Genomic DNA, 14,161 nt, shown 5'->3' with positions numbered 1-14,161 from the left:
AGCCGCTGCGTCAGTTTGGCCGTCCCGGACGAAAAGCAAAAGGCCGGGCGATTGGCCCGGCCTTTTTCTGATTGTCAGGTTGTGAGTCGTGCGTGAACTGATTCTTAGAACAAGGACAGCACGGTCTGGTCCGCCTGGGATGCGAAGGACAGCGAGGTCGACGCAAGCTGCTGGCGGGTCTGCAGGGCAAGAAGGTTTGCGCCTTCCTCGTTGGTGTCGGCGAGGGTCAGCTTGCCGGCGCCTTCCTGCAGAGTGTTGATCATGGACTTGGTGTAGTCCTGACGGATCTGCACGGTCGACAGGTTGGTGCCGAACTCCGAGGCCTGCGAGCGCAGCACCGACAGGGCGTTGTTCAGCTTGTCGATGGTCTGGTTGATCGCTTCATCCGTCGCGAAGCCGGATTCGACCGCGGCGACCACGTTGACCCCATCGGTGTCTTCGGTAAAGCCCGTGGCGGCAAAGTCTGCGTTTGTGCTCTTCAGATTGAGAGACACGTCACTTTCGATGGTCAGCTTGCCCGTCGAGGTGTTGAACGAAGCGTTGACGCCGTTGAAGCGCTTGATGAAGTCGGTCAGATCCTTGACGGAGGTCTTGTCGGTGACTTCAAGCGAGCCCAGTTCATAGCCGTTGCCATCGGTCAGCGTCAGGATGTCCTCGACGTTGAACGAGCCGGAGTTCTTCAGCAGCTGCGACCCTGACGTGAAGTTTGCGGCAGAAACGCTGATCAGATCGGACGGAGCCGGTGTGGCAGCGCTGGCGTTGGTGTTGTGGAGGTAGACGTCATCGTTCGAGATGATCGACAGGGAGCCGGTCTTTTCATCGAACTCGGCCCGAACGCCGGCGACACCATTGATCTGGTCCACCAGGTTCTGCACCGTGGTGTTGGCGCCGATGGTGATGTTGGTGAAACCGGTCACGCCCGCGCCGCCGCCGCTCGAGGCGGTGCGCAGCTGCAGCACGTCGCCGACGGCAAGGCCCGTGGCATCCTGCAGGAGCGAACCGGAAGACAGGGCGTCGCCCGTCGCATTCAGGAAGGTTGCAGAGGCCTTGCCGCCCTCAAGCTGCAGCGAGGCGGCGCCGCCCTTGGCAAGGGTAAGATCCTGCAGGTTGAGGCCCGTGGACAGGGTGGTGTCGGTGTAGTTGACAGCCGTGACAGTCAGCTTCGAGGTGTTGTCCTCGTTGAAGATGGCGGTCAGGTTGTTGCCTTCGCCGGCCAGCAGGTTCTTGCCCTTGTAGGAGCTGTCCTTGGCCATGTCCTCGATCTGCTTGAGCAGATCGTTGTACTGCTTGGCGTATTGGGCGCGCTCGTACTGGCTCTGGGTCTGCAGGGCCTGGTTGGCCTTGGCCTTTGCCGTCTCCGTCAGCTTGGTGATGTTGGTGATGCCCTGATCGGCAGCCTTCATCGTCTGCACAACCTGGCCCATGTCGTCGAGCAGGGTGCTCAGATCCTTGGCGCGGTTGTTGAGGCCGGAAGCGGTGAAGAAGGAGTTCGGATTGTCGAGCGCCGAGTTGACCTTCTTGCCGGTCGCGAGCTTGTTCTGCACGCCCGACATGAAATCGGCAGTCTGCTGCAGGGTGAGCAGGTTCTGCCGTACGGCGGCGGACAGGGTAATATCAGCCATCTATGTGTCCCTTTCCTGGGTCCAGCATTTTTACCGCTCTTCCTGAGCGGGATGGCCTGATCATGATTTGGTAACCCTAATGCTTGGTTAACTCCGCGGCATTTTAAGGTTAATGATTTCTTGCCTGTGCGAATGCTCCGGCAGGGCGCAGGCTTCACAGTTGAAAGCGCAAAAAAAGGCGGCAGGCCTGAGCCTGCCGCCTTGTTTCGCGGGGGTATTCTTGACTTAGAACAGACGCAGCACGTTCTGGTCCGCCTGTGCTGCCAGCGAGAGGGCAGTGGAGGCGAGGGACTGCTGGGTCTGCAGTGCCAGAAGGTTGGCGCCTTCCTGGTTGGTGTCGGCCAGGGTCAGGCGGCCTGCGCCTTCCTGCAGCGTGTTGACCATGGACTTGGTGAAGTCCTGACGGTTCTGCACGATCGACAGGTTGGTACCGAAGGTCGATGCCTGCGACCGCAGCGTGTCCTGAGCCTTCTTCAGAGAGTTCAGAACGTCGTCAATGCCGCTGTCCAAGGCAAAGCCTGACTCTGCCGAGTTGTTTGTCGAGCGGTCGGCGAAGGAGCCTGCAGCCTCACTGCTAGACGACAGGTTCAGCTTGAAGTCGGACGTGACCGTCAGTGTGCCGCCGGTGAGATCCGTTGACACGCCGTCGACATCCCCGAGGAACTTCTGCAGATCTCCGACCGTGGTGCCGGCCTTGATTTCCAGCTTGCCGAGTTCGGAGCCATTGGTGTCGGTCAGGGTGATGACGTCGCCGACATTGAACTCGTCGTCTGCGGAAAGCAGGCTGCCTGCGGTCAGGGCGGCTGTAGCCGTGCCGTTGGTCAGGGTAATCGTTGACGTGCCGCTGGTGCCGGTGGCCAGGCGCGACAGGTTGAGGCCGGTTGAGCTGGAAACATTCGTGTAGTCAACGGACGAGATCGACAGGGAAGACTTGCCGTTCTCGTTGAAGGTCACCTTCAGGTCGTTACCCTGGCCGCCGAGCAGGTTCTTGCCCTTGTAGCCGGAGTCCTTGGCGATGTCCTGGATCTGCGTCAGGAGTTCATTGTACTCCTTGACGTATTTGGTGCGCTCGACCTGATTGGTGGTCTGCGCAGCCTGGTTCACCTTGGCCTTGGCGGCGTCAACGAGGCCGGAGATCGAGGTGATGCCCTTGTCCGCTGCCTTCAGGGTCTGGACCGACTGGCCCATGTCATCGAGCAGGGAGCTCAGATCGCTTGCGCGGTTCTCAAGGCCCTTGGCGGTGAAGAAGGAGTTCGGATTGTCGAGAGCCGAGTTGACCTTCTTGCCGGTGGAGAGCTTCTCCTGAACCGAGCTCATCATCTGAGCGGTCGACTGAAGGGCGTTGAGGTTAGCGCGAACGGCGCTGGACAGACTAACGTTGTTAGACATTACGGTTTTTCCTTCCTGGGAAAACACAATACATGGATCCGTTCTGGATCCCGCAAGCAACTAAGTCAGCTCTAAAGCGTAATGACAAGTTAAGTTATATGGTTATCGGATTTTAACCTTAACGTATGATGAATTGTACTTTATGGTTAATTTGATTTTAATTTCAGATCAAAGGCTTGCAATGTGCCCGGCGCGGGGCTCGGGCAGGATATTGCGGGTGAGGGGCGGGGGATGGCTCGGCTGCACATTCTTGCTGGCGGACAAACGGAAAAAGCCCCATGACCTGGGTCATGGGGCTGCGCTGGTGTGCCGGATCTTGATTTTTTCAGGCGGTGCGCTGAACCGTGGCGGAGGACTGGGGAACTACCGGCTCATCGCCTGCCTTGGCGTAGGCCCGCAGTTTGCGCAATGTCTCGCTCGGGACCTGCTGCACCACCTCGCCGGTTTCCCGGTCCATGGCGACATAGATGAATGACTGGCTTTCCGGATCGAGCGTGTTCTTGCGCACGATGTCCCTCGAGACAAGCGACGCCGATGCGCTCTGCTGATTGCCGTTCTCGGCAAGCTGGCGCTGTCCTTCAGAGTTCCCCGACGGTCTCACCGTCTGGGAACCCGGCAATTCAGTTTTAGCTGCGGGCTCGTTCTGTTCCGGAGCCCGCGTAGCCGGGGTTACTGCCGCATAGGCGGTCAGTGACGGCCGGATTGCTCCTGTATCCATGCCTGCCTCCTTCGGGTAACACTCCTTGACCCGATGGTATCACCCACAAAATACAACGGGGATATGAATCCTCCGTTAACGAAAAGGTTAGACTTTTCGCGGGTGCTGGCAAGTGATTCGCGCCGCTGCGTCAAAGCGATCTGTTGATAGCGATCCCTTCCGCGATCCGGGGCGCCTGCGGTGAAGCGCCGCCCGGGCCGTAGGTCGTGGTCCTCTGCCGGGCGCCAACTGCCTGTGCGACCGTCGTCACCACGGTCGATGCCACTTCCCGCGCCGTGGACAGAACCGCCAGATTGATGCGCAGGACAGGCTGGAATTCCGCATGCTGCCGCCGCAGGGATTGTACCGCAGCCGGAGCCAGATTGCCTAGAGCCACGGAGTGCTCCTTGGCGAAGAGAACGCCCTGTGTGTAGTGGTGTACCAGCACGGCCTTTTCCGGCTGCAGCTCGCCTGCAGCGCGTAACTGGCCTTCCCGAACCATATCCGTTTCCTTCTCGATCAGTTCGAGAAGCTTTTCCATGGTGTGGCAGACGGCAAGGCAAAAGCTCTCTGCCTCGGATCTGCTGGTTGGCCTTGCGGTGGAAAAGGGCAGGGCCGCTGTTTCCGGGGTGTGGGCGTTCACTGGTTTGCCTCCTGAAGGGCGAGCAATTCGCGCTCGATCGTGTTGGCCAGGCCGATTCCTCCGGCCGAAGCGATGGTTTTGGACATTTCGTCGATCAGCATTTTCTGCCAGGTGTCGGAGCCCTGTCCGCCGCCCCAGGCTCCGCCTTCCTCGAGGCCGGTGAACATCGACTGCATCATGGTGTTGAGGAAAACGGCCTCGAAGTTCTCGGCCTGCTTGCGGATAGAGTCGGGAGCGATGATGCGGCCGCCTCCCAGACGGGGCAGGGCAGCGGCGCTGGTGAGGGTGAGATCTGATGGCGTCATGGCTTACAGGGCCTCGATTTCGGCCTGCAGCGCACCGGCTGCCTTGATGGCCTGAAGGATGGAAATCATGTCGCGCGGGCCGATGCCGAGCGTGTTCAGCCCGTCAACCAGCTGCTGCAGGGTCACGCTCTCGCTGACGATCGCCAGCTTGCTGCCGCTTTCACTGACGGAAACGTCAGACTGGGGCGTGACCGCGGTCTGGCCATTGGCGAAGGGCAGGGGCTGGGAGACCTGCGGGTTTTCCGCGATGGTGACGGTGAGGTTCCCCTGGGCGACCGCCACGGTCGAGACCCTCACGTTCTGGCCCATCACGATGATGCCGGCACTTTCATCGATCACGACGCGGGCCGGCTGATCCGGCTCGATGATCAGCTGCTCGATGTCGGTGAGCAGGTCCACCACGTTGCCGTTGTAATCACGCGGCACGGTGAGCTGCACTGTGCCGGGATCCAGAGGCTCGGCGGTGGGAAAGCCGATCAGTTCGTTGATGGCGAGGGCAACGCGGCGCGAGGTGGTCAGGTCCGGGTTGCGCAAGGCGATGCGCACGGTGGTCATGCTGGCCAGCTTGAAGCCGACTTCCCGCTCGACCAGAGCACCATTTGCGATGCGGCCGGAGGTCGGCACGCCGCGTATCACCGAGGCTGCATCGCCTTGTGCTGCAAATCCGGAGATGGCTACGGCGCCCTGTGCAATGGCATAGGTCTCGCCATCGGCACCCATCAGCGGCGTGACCAGCAGCGTCCCGCCCTGCAGGCTTTCCGCATTGCCGAGAGCGCTGACGGAGACATCGATGCGCGTGCCCTGTGTGGCGAAGGGGGGCAGGTTGGCCGTCACCATGACTGCCGCCACATTGTTTGTATTGAGGTCCGCGGCTGTCGTGTTGACGCCCAGGCGCTCCAGCATGGCCTGCAGACTTTGCCGGGTGAAGGGTGAATTGCGCAGGCCGTCGCCTGTGCCTTTCAGGCCGACGACAAGGCCATATCCGATCAGCTGGTTCTCACGGATGCCCTCGAAGTCTGAGATATCCTTGATCCGCGAGGCGGCCACCGCCGCAGGCGCAAGAGCCGTCAGGAGGACAGCTATGGCCGCGAAGAGGAGACTGGAACGGAGCAGACGTGCAAATGGCATGGGAGAGACCCGGCGCATGAGTGGTTTGCACCTGCCTATGCGAAGTCCATGCCAGATTATCCACGCTTCCCGGTTTTGATATAAGATATTGAAAATAAATATATAAATCCCGGATCTTGCCGTGTTCCCAGTGTTTTGATCATGTTCTGCCGGGACTGTGCCGGGCAATTCTTGCCGGGAGGGCCGGATTTCCCTACCTTCGGGGACGGAAGAATCTGACCGGGAGCCCGGCAGGGTCAGACCGGCCATCCGGGTACGACTGGCCGGTGCAGGGCTGGCTCATGAGAAACGGGAAGCGAGGCCACAATGCGCATCACCAACAACACGCCCGTTTCCTCTGTTCAGGGCAAGGGCAGCAAGAAGAAAGCCGGTGGCGGCGGTGGTTTCCTGATCGGGGGCGATGGCGAGGCACATGCCGCCGTGTCGACGTCCTCCTCGTCGTCACTCTCGGGCATCGACGCCCTGCTTTCGCTGCAGGAGATGCAGGTCCAGCCGGATGACCGCGATGCTGCCACTGCGCGCGGGCATTCCATGCTGGATTTGCTGGATGCGCTGAAGGCAGACCTTCTGGCCGGGGTGATTGAACCCGCCCGGCTGGAGGAGATGATGAGCGCTCTGGCGGACCGCCCCGTCAGCAGTGATCCGGGACTGGAATCGGTCATCGACGAGATCGAATTGCGCGTGAAGGTTGAGCTGGCTAAGCAGGGCCGGTTTACAAGTTGATGCATGCTGGCTGGCTGCGCGGCTGCGCAAACTTCGGGCGCAATGGATAACCCATTGAAATGGAAGGAATAAAGTTCAACATTTTTTTCGGGTTTGCCCGTTGTCGCTGACCTCCAGTGACTATATATTCCCCCCGTCCTAACGGTAACCGGAGTTTCCGATGACGGTTGAACTTGAGTCTGACTATCGACCTTCCGAGGACGAGCCGTTCATGAATGAACGGCAGCGCGAGTACTTCCGCAACAAGCTGCTCGCCTGGAAAGAGGACATCCTGCGTGAAAGCCGCGAGACGCTGGCGAACCTGCAGGAAGAAAGCACCAATCACCCTGACTTCGCTGACAGAGCTTCGTCGGAAACGGACCGTTCCATTGAACTGCGTGCACGTGACCGGCAGCGCAAGCTGATCTCAAAGATCGATGCGGCGCTGGAGCGGATTGAAGACGGCAGTTACGGCTATTGCGAAGAGACCGGCGAACCGATCTCCGTCAAGCGCCTGGAGGCCCGCCCGATTGCGACCCTGTCCATCGAGGCCCAGGAAGCGCATGAGCGCCGCGAAAAGGTGTACAGGGACGACTGAGATCCCGGTTCCTCGGTAAAATTTTCAGCCCCCGTCAGCCGCGCTGCCGGGGGCTTTTGTTTGTCCGGGCCGCCTGTTTTCGACCAGCTCGCAATCAGCCCTGTCTTTATGGGGAGGCAGGGGCTGAGGAGAAACGGGCACGGCGCTCGGGGAGCGAGACGCCGTGCCCGTCATTTAGCCAGTCCGGCGTCCGGAACACCGGACTGGCAGGGGGATCAATTCGGGTGGCAGCAGGGAAGAGCCGGGAAGGGCGCAGGGGGAGCGGGCTGACCGGCGGTTGGGGAGTTCAGCCGGTCAGCCGTCTGTCAGGCCGGATCAGAAGGGCAGAACGATATCCAGCACCTGCTGGCCATAGCGCGGCTGCTGGACGTCGGTGATCTGGCCGCGTCCGCCATAGCCGATACGGGCCTCTGCGATCTTTTCGCTGACGATCGTATTGTCAGACTTGATATCCTGAGGGCGGACGACACCGGCGACGATCAACTCGCGCACTTCGAAGTTGACGCGGACTTCCTGCCTGCCTTCGATCACCAGATTGCCGTTAGGCAGAACCTGGGTCACCACCGCCGCTACGGATGTCTTCAGTGTTTCCTTGCGGTCAACCGATCCAGATCCCTTGAAAGAGGACTTGGCGTTGACGGTTGCAAGAGCGTCGGCGCTGGCATTGCCCGGCAGCACGAACTTTTCGATAGCCGTGCCCAGAGCCCCGCTCACACCGGACGAATCCGATCCGGTGCGGGAGCGCTCGGTTTCATTGTCGAACTGAGCCTTGTCGGAAATCGTCACCAGAACGGTCATCAGATCGCCGACCTGCTTGGCGCGCTGGTCCTCGAAGAAGGCGCGGTTGCCGGACTTCCACAGCGAGTTGGCATTGTAATGCGCGGGCTGGGGCGTCGGCATGGGCATCTGCACCGGACGGTAACCGGGCATGGTGGTCGGGTCCTGAATGGCATTGAGGGCCGGGGCCTTGCCGACCTGGGCAAGGCGGTCAGCAGAGCCGCAGGCAGCCAGGGGCAGGGCCAGAAGGGTCAGGGCAACAGCCTTGTGAATCGGACGGATCATTGTGCGCTCTCCTGGGCAGGCAGGCTGGTGTTGGCGGCAAGTGTGCGGGGAGTGCCGCCGAGGCGGACTTCTCCGCGGGCGCTCACGGTGCCCCTGACGGTGCGGCGGGACTGCAGATTGATCACGTCGATCATGTCTCCATCTGCGCCTGCGGTTGCAGCCTGGCCTTGCGTGGTCAGTTTCATTCCCGAGATTTCATAGATCAGCGTGACCTTGTCGCCGCGCTGGATCAGCATCGGGCGTTCGAAGTCCGCCTTGCTGAGTTGACGGCCCGGGCGCTGCTGGATGCGTGCGGCCAGTCCGAGGATCTCCTGCGGATCTGTCACGGCCCGTCCCTGCACCCGCTCACGCGGCAGACGCATGGTTATCAGGTCCTGGTCCCGGACAATCGCCCCCCTGTCCAGCGGGCTTGCCAGTGCGACGATGGCCGTCATTTCCCGCGCAATGCCGGTGAGGCTGACACGGCGGTAGCCGTTTTCACCTGCGTAGGACATGACGATATCGAACCGGCCATCCGCGCGTGACCAGAGGGCCTGTTCGATCCGCAGAGGATCGGCAGAGCGCGGATCGGCGTGAATGATCTGCGGTGTGCGGGCGAAGACGATTTCGAGATCGTCTGCGGAAATCTGGCCCTCCTGCCGTGCCAGCCGCTCGGCGATGATGCCGGAGAGGCGCTGTGCATCGAAGGAAATCGAGTCACGGCGGACAATGACTTCTGCAAGTCCATCGGTGCCTGCAGACTTGAGGCCTGCCGCACGGGCGCGCTCGGCAACAAGTGCCGCGCTCACATTGCCCGAAGTGCCCAGATCCGGCGAGCGGAACAACGGTTCAAAGCCGGCAGCGCCTGCGTTGAGGTAGAAATCGCCGATGGTGACGATGTCCGAAGAGGTCACGACCTCCGGCCGCAGAACGGGAGCTTCGCTGCCGCGCTGCCAGACCGGCTGGCTGCTGCCTGCCGCAAGACTTGCGGTGCCGGGCGTCAGGCCTGCGAGGGCGGCTCCAAGAAGCGCAAGGAACAGGGGTCTCATCACCAGCCTCCTTTTACCGCAGGTTGGTCGTGGTCGAGTACATGTCGTCAGCGGCCTTGATGATGCGGGAATTCATCTCGTAGGCACGCTGGGCGGAAATGAGATCCGCAATCTCCGTCACGGCATCGACATTCGCCATCTCGAGGAAGTTCTGCTGCAAGTTGCCGAAGCTGTTCTCGCCGGGATTGCCGACCTGTGCGGCGCCGCTGGCGTCGGTCTGGAGGAAGAGGTTGTCGCCAATGGCTTCGAGCCCCGCCTTGTTGACGAAGCGGGCGAGCTGGATCTGGCCGAGGTTGACGCTGGCGCCATCGACGGTCACCTGCACCGTGCCGTCGGACGAGATCGTCAGGTCGCGGCCATTGTCGGGAATGACGATGCCGGGCTCGATGGTGAAGCCGTCGACGGTGACCAGCGTGCCGTTGGCATCGCGCTCAAAGGAGCCATCCCGCGAATAGGCGGTGGTGCCATCGGGCATCTGGATCTGGAAGAAACCTTCACCGCGGATGGCGACGTCGGTTTCCTTGTTGGTCTGTTCCAGGTTGCCCTGGCTCATGATGCGTGTGGTGGACGCGGTCTTCACACCCGAACCGATCTGCACGCCCGTCGGCACGATGGTGCCCGCGTTCGATGTGTCCGTGCCCATGCGGCGCAGGTTCTGGTAGAGCAGATCCTGAAAATCGGCCCGCTGGCGCTTGAAGCCGGTGGTGCGCATGTTGGCAACGTTGTTCGAAATGACTTCAACGTTGAGTTCCTGCGCCTTCATGCCTGTGGCGGCGATATGGAGTGCTTTCATGGTGGTCTCTCCTGTCCGTCTCAGGCCTGCGACTTGCCGAGGCGCTCAACCGCTGAGCGGGACAGGTCGTAGGTGTCCTTCATCAGCTTGGTCACGCTCTCGTACTTGCGGGTGATTTCGATCAGCTCTGTCACTGCCGTGATGCCATGGACGTTCGACTGCTCGACGGCGCCCTGGATCACCCGTGTGCGGGCGACGGGCTGCGGATCCGTGTAGGTCATCAGGTTGTTGCCGATGGAAACGGCGTCACGCGGCTCCTGGAAGGCGACAAGACGGATGCGCCCGCGCACGCCGAGCTCCGAAGAGATCGTCCCGTCAGCGGCAATGTCGATCTGCCCGTCCTGCGTGGTGAAGGTGATCGGGCCGCCTTCTGTCAGGACCGGGCGGCCGTCCGGCGTGACCAGCTGGCCGGTGCTGTCGAGATGGAACGATCCGTTGCGCGTATAGGCTTCGCTGCCGTTTTCCATCTGTACCGCAAACCAGCCGTCGCCATCGACAGCCAGATCGAGCGGATTGCCGGTCATGATGATTCCACCGGCCTGAAAGTCCGTGAAGGTCCTGGCGTCCTGCACGTAGGAGAGGGTTCTGTCGCCGCGGTTGAAGGCCGTCGCCTGCGCCACCGGCATCAGATATTCCTCGAATTTCATGTGCTTGGCCTTGTAGCCAGACGTGGTCATGTTCGCCAGATTGTTGGCGGTCACATCCAGCTGCCTGCGCAAGGCAACCTGCCGGGACAGGTTAATGAGCTGCGCATTCTCCATGTTAACGATTCCTTTTTGCTCCCCGAGGGCACGCCAGCCTCCCCAGGTCAGCGTGCCGCCACCCTTCTAGCAGGGAGCGTGCCAGTTTTTATTTTGTTGAAATCATTGGGAATTTTTCTTTCCGTCACGGTGCGGGGTGCAAATAGGTGAGGAAAAAATGAACCAGTGGGCAACAGTTGCCGGGTGATGGGTTAAGGAGTTGGTAACCACTCGTTAACGATTAACCCTTTAGAAACTATTCACGCGCAGGCATGTGCGGCAAGCTGGCGGGGCGGCAATGGCCGATACGGATACCGACGCCGAAAACGGCGAAGAAGGCGGTGCGAAGAAGGGCGGCAAGAAGAAGCTGATCATCTTCGGAGCAGCCGGGCTTGTTGCACTGCTCGTCATTGGCGGGGCGGTCTGGTTCCTGTTCCTGTCAGGGGGCGGAGAGCCGGTAGACCCAACGGCTCCGCCCGTCGTGCAGCAGAGGCCGGTTGTCTTTTACGACCTGCCGGAAATGACCGTGAATCTGTCCACCGAAGGGCGGGCGACCTACCTCAGGGTGCGCATTGCGCTCGAGGTGTCCGATCAGGCCATGGTGGACCGGATCAGTCCGTATCTGCCGCGTATTCTGGATGCGTTCCAGATTTACCTGCGTGAGTTGCGTCCCGCTGACCTCGAAGGGTCGGCCGGTTTGTTCAGGCTCAAGGAAGAGCTGCTCCGGCGCATCAATCTGGCGGTTCATCCGGCAAGGGTTGATGGAGTGCTGTTCAAGGAAATCCTGATTCAGTGACGGTGATACATGGCTGACGACGACGATCTGAGTGATGCCGACCTGGCTGATGCCTGGGGTGCCGCGCTCGCCGAGCAGGGGGCTGGCGACGACGACGATGATCTGGCCGCTGCCTGGGGTGCGGCGCTGGAAGAGCAGGGCGTCGGCAACGCGGACGACATGGCGGCCCAATGGGCGGCGATGATCGATGACAGCGAGCCGGAGCTTGAGAATGCCTCGCGCGGCGCTGACCGCGTCCTGAACCAGGAAGAAATCGACAACCTCCTCGGTTTCAATATCGAGGACACGATCTCGCGCGATCAGAGCGGCATCCGTGCGCTGATCAACTCGGCCATGGTGTCCTATGAACGCCTGCCGATGCTGGAAATCGTGTTCGACCGGCTTGTCCGCCTGACCACGACATCCTTGCGCAATTTCACGTCCGACAATGTGGAAGTGTCTCTGGATTCGATCAGCTCCGTCCGTTTCGGTGATTACCTGAACTCCATTCCCCTGCCTGCCATTCTGGGCGTGTTCAAGGCTGAGGAATGGGACGGTTTCGGACTTGTCACGGTGGAATCGAGCCTGATCTACTCGATCATCGATGTGCTTTTGGGCGGCGGGCGCGGCACGACGGGTATCCGCGTCGAAGGCCGGCCCTATACCACCATCGAGACCAACCTTGTCCGGCGCATGCTGGAAATCATCCTGGCGGATGCGGAGCAGGCTTTTGCGCCGCTTTCCCCGGTGCATTTCAGCCTGGAGCGCATGGAAACCAACCCGCGTTTTGCGGCGATCTCGCGCCCGGCCAATGCGGCCATCCTTGTCGAGCTGCGCATCGACATGGAGGACCGTGGCGGCACCATCGAGATCATGATGCCCTATGCCACGCTGGAGCCCATCCGTGACCTGCTGCTGCAGATGTTCATGGGTGAAAAATTCGGCCGTGACCCGATCTGGGAAGGGCATCTTGCGAGCGAGATTCACGCTGCCATGGTGGAGGTGGATGCGGTCCTTTACGAGACCTTCCTGCCGCTCAGCCGCGTCCTGAGCCTCGATGTGGGTCAGACACTGATTTTTGACGTGGAACCTGATGATCCGGTGACAATCAAGTGCGGCAACGTGGAGCTCAGTGAGGGTACACTCGGCAAGGTCGAGGATTCGATCGCGATTCGTGTCACCCGCGGATTGCGCAAGCCGAAGATGACTCTGGCCGCATTTGAACGGGCCATGCAGAAGGAAATGGAAACGTCATGACGTCCCTGCCGCTTGGAATGTTGATCGAGGCTCTGGTGGCTGTCCTTCTGCTGGTCACCATCGGCTATTGCTGGATCCTGAACCGCCGGCTGCAGCGTCTGCGTGCCGATGAAGAGACCCTGCGTGCGACGATCTCGGAGCTGATCACCGCCACCGAGATTGCCGAGCGTGCCATTCTCGGCCTGAAAGCCACGGCAAATGACGCGGACAAGACACTTGGAACCCGGCTGACGCAGGCCGAGCATCTGTCCAAGCTTCTGGCCGGACAGCTGGGGGAGGGCGAAGCCGTCCTGACGCGCATCAGCCAGATTGCCGAAGCCGCCCGCACCGCGCATACGGCGGAGGATGCCCGCCGCGCTGCCGAGGAAGAGGCCCGCCAGCGCGCGCAAGCTCAGGCCCAGGCCCAGGCTGAAGCCGATGCCCGCCGCCTTGCAGCTGCCCAGCAGGCAGCTGCCCCTGCCTACCAGCAGTCGCCTCAGGGCTATGTCGCGCCGCAGCCAGCACCGCGCCCGGCACCTCCGGCAGCGCCCTATGCCGGCGCCTACCGTCCGTCCGCTCCCGCGCCTGCTGCACCGGCACCGTCTCCTTCAGTGAGCGCGCGGGATATCCGTGCTGCGGCGGCCGAAGCAACCGCCCGTCTTGAACGCTTCCGCAAGAAGTCAGGGGAGGCCGCTGCTTGAACCTTCGCCTGCTTCCAGTTGTCGGCATAGCTGCCAGCGCCCTTCTGGCGCTGAAGCTGCTCGGCCTTGTGCTCGGTGAGCACACGGCCGTGGGTCCGGTCATGGAAGCAAGAGCGCAGGCCCAGCCCGCGCCGCAGCAGGCTGCCCAGCCGCAGGAAGCGCCGTCTGCCGGAACACCTGCAACTGGTGAGACGCTTCCGGAGGTTCCTGCCGTGCCTGACACCCTGGAGCTTGGAGGGTCAAGCGCGGAGCGTGCCGTTCTGGAGAGCCTTGGCGAGCGGCGCAGGGCCTTGCAGGATCAGGAAGGGCAGCTTGATCTGCGGGAGAAACTGCTGCAGGCGACCGAAGAGCGGCTGCAGCAGCGGGTTGACGAGCTCAAGTCGCTCGAGCAGCAGATCCAGCAGGGTGTCGAAGAGAAGAAGCGGCAGGAAGAGGGCGAGATCGCAGCGCTGGTGATCATGTATGAAAACATGAAGCCCAAGGACGCAGCCCGCATCTTCGACCGGCTTGAACTTGATATCCTGCTGAAGGTCGTGCGCCAGATGAAGCCGCGCAAGATGGCTGACATTCTGGCGCGCATGTCGCCCGAGGCGGCTGAAAAGCTGACCGTGGCGATCGCCAGCGGCGATGCGAACCAGCCTCAGGGGGCTTCCATCCAGGCCCCGGCTGCACTTCCGAAAATCGGCTCAAACTGACGGAAAGCGCCGAGTTTCGCGGTGCGGCGTAACAGGGTGTTAAGGCC

16 protein-coding genes are annotated in these 14,161 nt (G+C 61.4%); 6 read left to right on the top strand and 10 right to left on the bottom strand.

The window, feature by feature from the left end; genetic code table 11:
• Positions 1-104: 104 nt before the first annotated feature.
• The 6 genes from ACVNHC_RS14660 to ACVNHC_RS14635 all read right to left on the bottom strand — a co-directional run bounded on the left by ACVNHC_RS14660 (position 105) and on the right by ACVNHC_RS14635 (position 5,784).
• The gene (locus ACVNHC_RS14660; protein WP_050472586.1) at positions 105-1,622 is read right to left on the bottom strand and encodes a flagellin N-terminal helical domain-containing protein; all 1,518 of its coding nucleotides are present in this window, start codon (positions 1,620-1,622) and stop codon (positions 105-107) included.
• A 225-nt stretch (positions 1,623-1,847) separates the two neighbouring features.
• Complete coding sequence (locus tag ACVNHC_RS14655) at positions 1,848-3,011, bottom strand: flagellin N-terminal helical domain-containing protein (RefSeq protein WP_058899425.1); 1,164 nt, start codon at positions 3,009-3,011, stop codon at positions 1,848-1,850.
• 325 nt (positions 3,012-3,336) lie between these two features.
• Entirely contained in the window at positions 3,337-3,729 is a 393-nt protein-coding gene (locus ACVNHC_RS14650) for a hypothetical protein (protein ID WP_152967510.1), read from the bottom strand.
• A 130-nt stretch (positions 3,730-3,859) separates the two neighbouring features.
• Positions 3,860-4,351 (bottom strand): hypothetical protein, encoded by a 492-nt coding sequence (locus ACVNHC_RS14645; RefSeq protein ID WP_208975477.1) that lies wholly within the window; start codon positions 4,349-4,351, stop codon positions 3,860-3,862.
• Positions 4,348-4,656 (bottom strand): rod-binding protein, encoded by a 309-nt coding sequence (locus ACVNHC_RS14640; protein ID WP_050472589.1) that lies wholly within the window; start codon positions 4,654-4,656, stop codon positions 4,348-4,350. The genes ACVNHC_RS14645 and ACVNHC_RS14640 overlap by 4 nt, the downstream gene beginning before the upstream one ends.
• A 3-nt stretch (positions 4,657-4,659) precedes the next feature.
• Entirely contained in the window at positions 4,660-5,784 is a 1,125-nt protein-coding gene (locus tag ACVNHC_RS14635) for a flagellar basal body P-ring protein FlgI (protein ID WP_205630888.1), read from the bottom strand.
• 306 nt (positions 5,785-6,090) lie between these two features.
• On the opposite strand from ACVNHC_RS14635, the gene ACVNHC_RS14630 reads away from it, so the two are divergent.
• Positions 6,091-6,507, top strand: a complete 417-nt coding sequence (locus tag ACVNHC_RS14630) for a flagellar assembly protein FliX (protein WP_123194668.1) — start codon at positions 6,091-6,093, stop codon at positions 6,505-6,507.
• Positions 6,508-6,667: 160 nt separating this feature from the next.
• Positions 6,668-7,084 (top strand): RNA polymerase-binding protein DksA, encoded by a 417-nt coding sequence (gene dksA / locus ACVNHC_RS14625; RefSeq protein ID WP_026355707.1) that lies wholly within the window; start codon positions 6,668-6,670, stop codon positions 7,082-7,084.
• A 315-nt stretch (positions 7,085-7,399) separates the two neighbouring features.
• Here the strand turns inward: dksA and flgH are convergent, their stop codons facing one another.
• From flgH to flgF, 4 genes are read right to left on the bottom strand one after another with little or no spacing between them, the layout of a single operon-like run.
• A complete protein-coding gene (gene flgH / locus ACVNHC_RS14620) occupies positions 7,400-8,146 on the bottom strand; it encodes a flagellar basal body L-ring protein FlgH (RefSeq protein ID WP_050472591.1) in 747 nt (248 codons plus the stop codon).
• Positions 8,143-9,174 carry a flagellar basal body P-ring formation chaperone FlgA gene (flgA, locus tag ACVNHC_RS14615; protein WP_457167671.1) on the bottom strand — a complete coding sequence of 344 codons (1,032 nt, stop codon included), beginning with the start codon at positions 9,172-9,174 and terminating at the stop codon, positions 8,143-8,145. Before flgA ends, flgH begins: the two co-directional genes overlap by 4 nt.
• 13 nt (positions 9,175-9,187) lie before the next feature.
• A complete protein-coding gene (gene flgG / locus ACVNHC_RS14610) occupies positions 9,188-9,967 on the bottom strand; it encodes a flagellar basal-body rod protein FlgG (RefSeq protein WP_050472593.1) in 780 nt (259 codons plus the stop codon).
• A gap of 20 nt (positions 9,968-9,987) precedes the next feature.
• The gene (gene flgF / locus ACVNHC_RS14605; RefSeq protein ID WP_094462002.1) at positions 9,988-10,728 is read right to left on the bottom strand and encodes a flagellar basal-body rod protein FlgF; all 741 of its coding nucleotides are present in this window, start codon (positions 10,726-10,728) and stop codon (positions 9,988-9,990) included.
• Between the two features lie 277 nt (positions 10,729-11,005).
• On the opposite strand from flgF, the gene ACVNHC_RS14600 reads away from it, so the two are divergent.
• From ACVNHC_RS14600 to ACVNHC_RS14585, 4 genes are read left to right on the top strand one after another with little or no spacing between them, the layout of a single operon-like run.
• On the top strand, positions 11,006-11,503 hold the full coding sequence (locus ACVNHC_RS14600; protein ID WP_186391997.1) for a flagellar basal body-associated FliL family protein: 498 nt from the start codon (positions 11,006-11,008) through the stop codon (positions 11,501-11,503).
• A 9-nt stretch (positions 11,504-11,512) separates the two neighbouring features.
• Positions 11,513-12,739, top strand: coding sequence for a flagellar motor switch protein FliM (gene fliM, locus ACVNHC_RS14595; RefSeq protein ID WP_019964562.1), 1,227 nt, complete (start codon positions 11,513-11,515; stop codon positions 12,737-12,739).
• Entirely contained in the window at positions 12,736-13,419 is a 684-nt protein-coding gene (locus ACVNHC_RS14590; protein ID WP_457167670.1) for a DUF6468 domain-containing protein, read from the top strand. The genes fliM and ACVNHC_RS14590 overlap by 4 nt, the downstream gene beginning before the upstream one ends.
• A complete protein-coding gene (locus ACVNHC_RS14585; protein ID WP_058899430.1) occupies positions 13,416-14,114 on the top strand; it encodes a MotE family protein in 699 nt (232 codons plus the stop codon). Before ACVNHC_RS14590 ends, ACVNHC_RS14585 begins: the two co-directional genes overlap by 4 nt.
• Positions 14,115-14,161 lie beyond the last annotated feature (47 nt).

The organism is Pannonibacter sp. Q-1, from assembly GCF_054073275.1.
Note: the sequence above shows the minus strand (reverse complement) of the source record. Positions and strands in the feature narration are given on the sequence as shown.

What these genes read in the sequence shown, in the direction of transcription:
- ACVNHC_RS14660 (WP_050472586.1), bottom strand. Translation starts at nt 1,622, where the DNA reads ATGGCTGATATTACCCTGTCCGCCGCCGTACGGCAGAACCTGCTCACC.
- ACVNHC_RS14655 (WP_058899425.1), bottom strand. Translation starts at nt 3,011, where the DNA reads ATGTCTAACAACGTTAGTCTGTCCAGCGCCGTTCGCGCTAACCTCAAC.
- ACVNHC_RS14650 (WP_152967510.1), bottom strand. Translation starts at nt 3,729, where the DNA reads ATGGATACAGGAGCAATCCGGCCGTCACTGACCGCCTATGCGGCAGTA.
- ACVNHC_RS14640 (WP_050472589.1), bottom strand. Translation starts at nt 4,656, where the DNA reads ATGACGCCATCAGATCTCACCCTCACCAGCGCCGCTGCCCTGCCCCGT.
- ACVNHC_RS14635 (WP_205630888.1), bottom strand. Translation starts at nt 5,784, where the DNA reads ATGCCATTTGCACGTCTGCTCCGTTCCAGTCTCCTCTTCGCGGCCATA.
- ACVNHC_RS14630 (WP_123194668.1), top strand. Translation starts at nt 6,091, where the DNA reads ATGCGCATCACCAACAACACGCCCGTTTCCTCTGTTCAGGGCAAGGGC.
- dksA (WP_026355707.1), top strand. Translation starts at nt 6,668, where the DNA reads ATGACGGTTGAACTTGAGTCTGACTATCGACCTTCCGAGGACGAGCCG.
- flgH (WP_050472591.1), bottom strand. Translation starts at nt 8,146, where the DNA reads ATGATCCGTCCGATTCACAAGGCTGTTGCCCTGACCCTTCTGGCCCTG.
- flgA (WP_457167671.1), bottom strand. Translation starts at nt 9,174, where the DNA reads ATGAGACCCCTGTTCCTTGCGCTTCTTGGAGCCGCCCTCGCAGGCCTG.
- flgG (WP_050472593.1), bottom strand. Translation starts at nt 9,967, where the DNA reads ATGAAAGCACTCCATATCGCCGCCACAGGCATGAAGGCGCAGGAACTC.
- flgF (WP_094462002.1), bottom strand. Translation starts at nt 10,728, where the DNA reads ATGGAGAATGCGCAGCTCATTAACCTGTCCCGGCAGGTTGCCTTGCGC.
- ACVNHC_RS14600 (WP_186391997.1), top strand. Translation starts at nt 11,006, where the DNA reads ATGGCCGATACGGATACCGACGCCGAAAACGGCGAAGAAGGCGGTGCG.
- fliM (WP_019964562.1), top strand. Translation starts at nt 11,513, where the DNA reads ATGGCTGACGACGACGATCTGAGTGATGCCGACCTGGCTGATGCCTGG.
- ACVNHC_RS14590 (WP_457167670.1), top strand. Translation starts at nt 12,736, where the DNA reads ATGACGTCCCTGCCGCTTGGAATGTTGATCGAGGCTCTGGTGGCTGTC.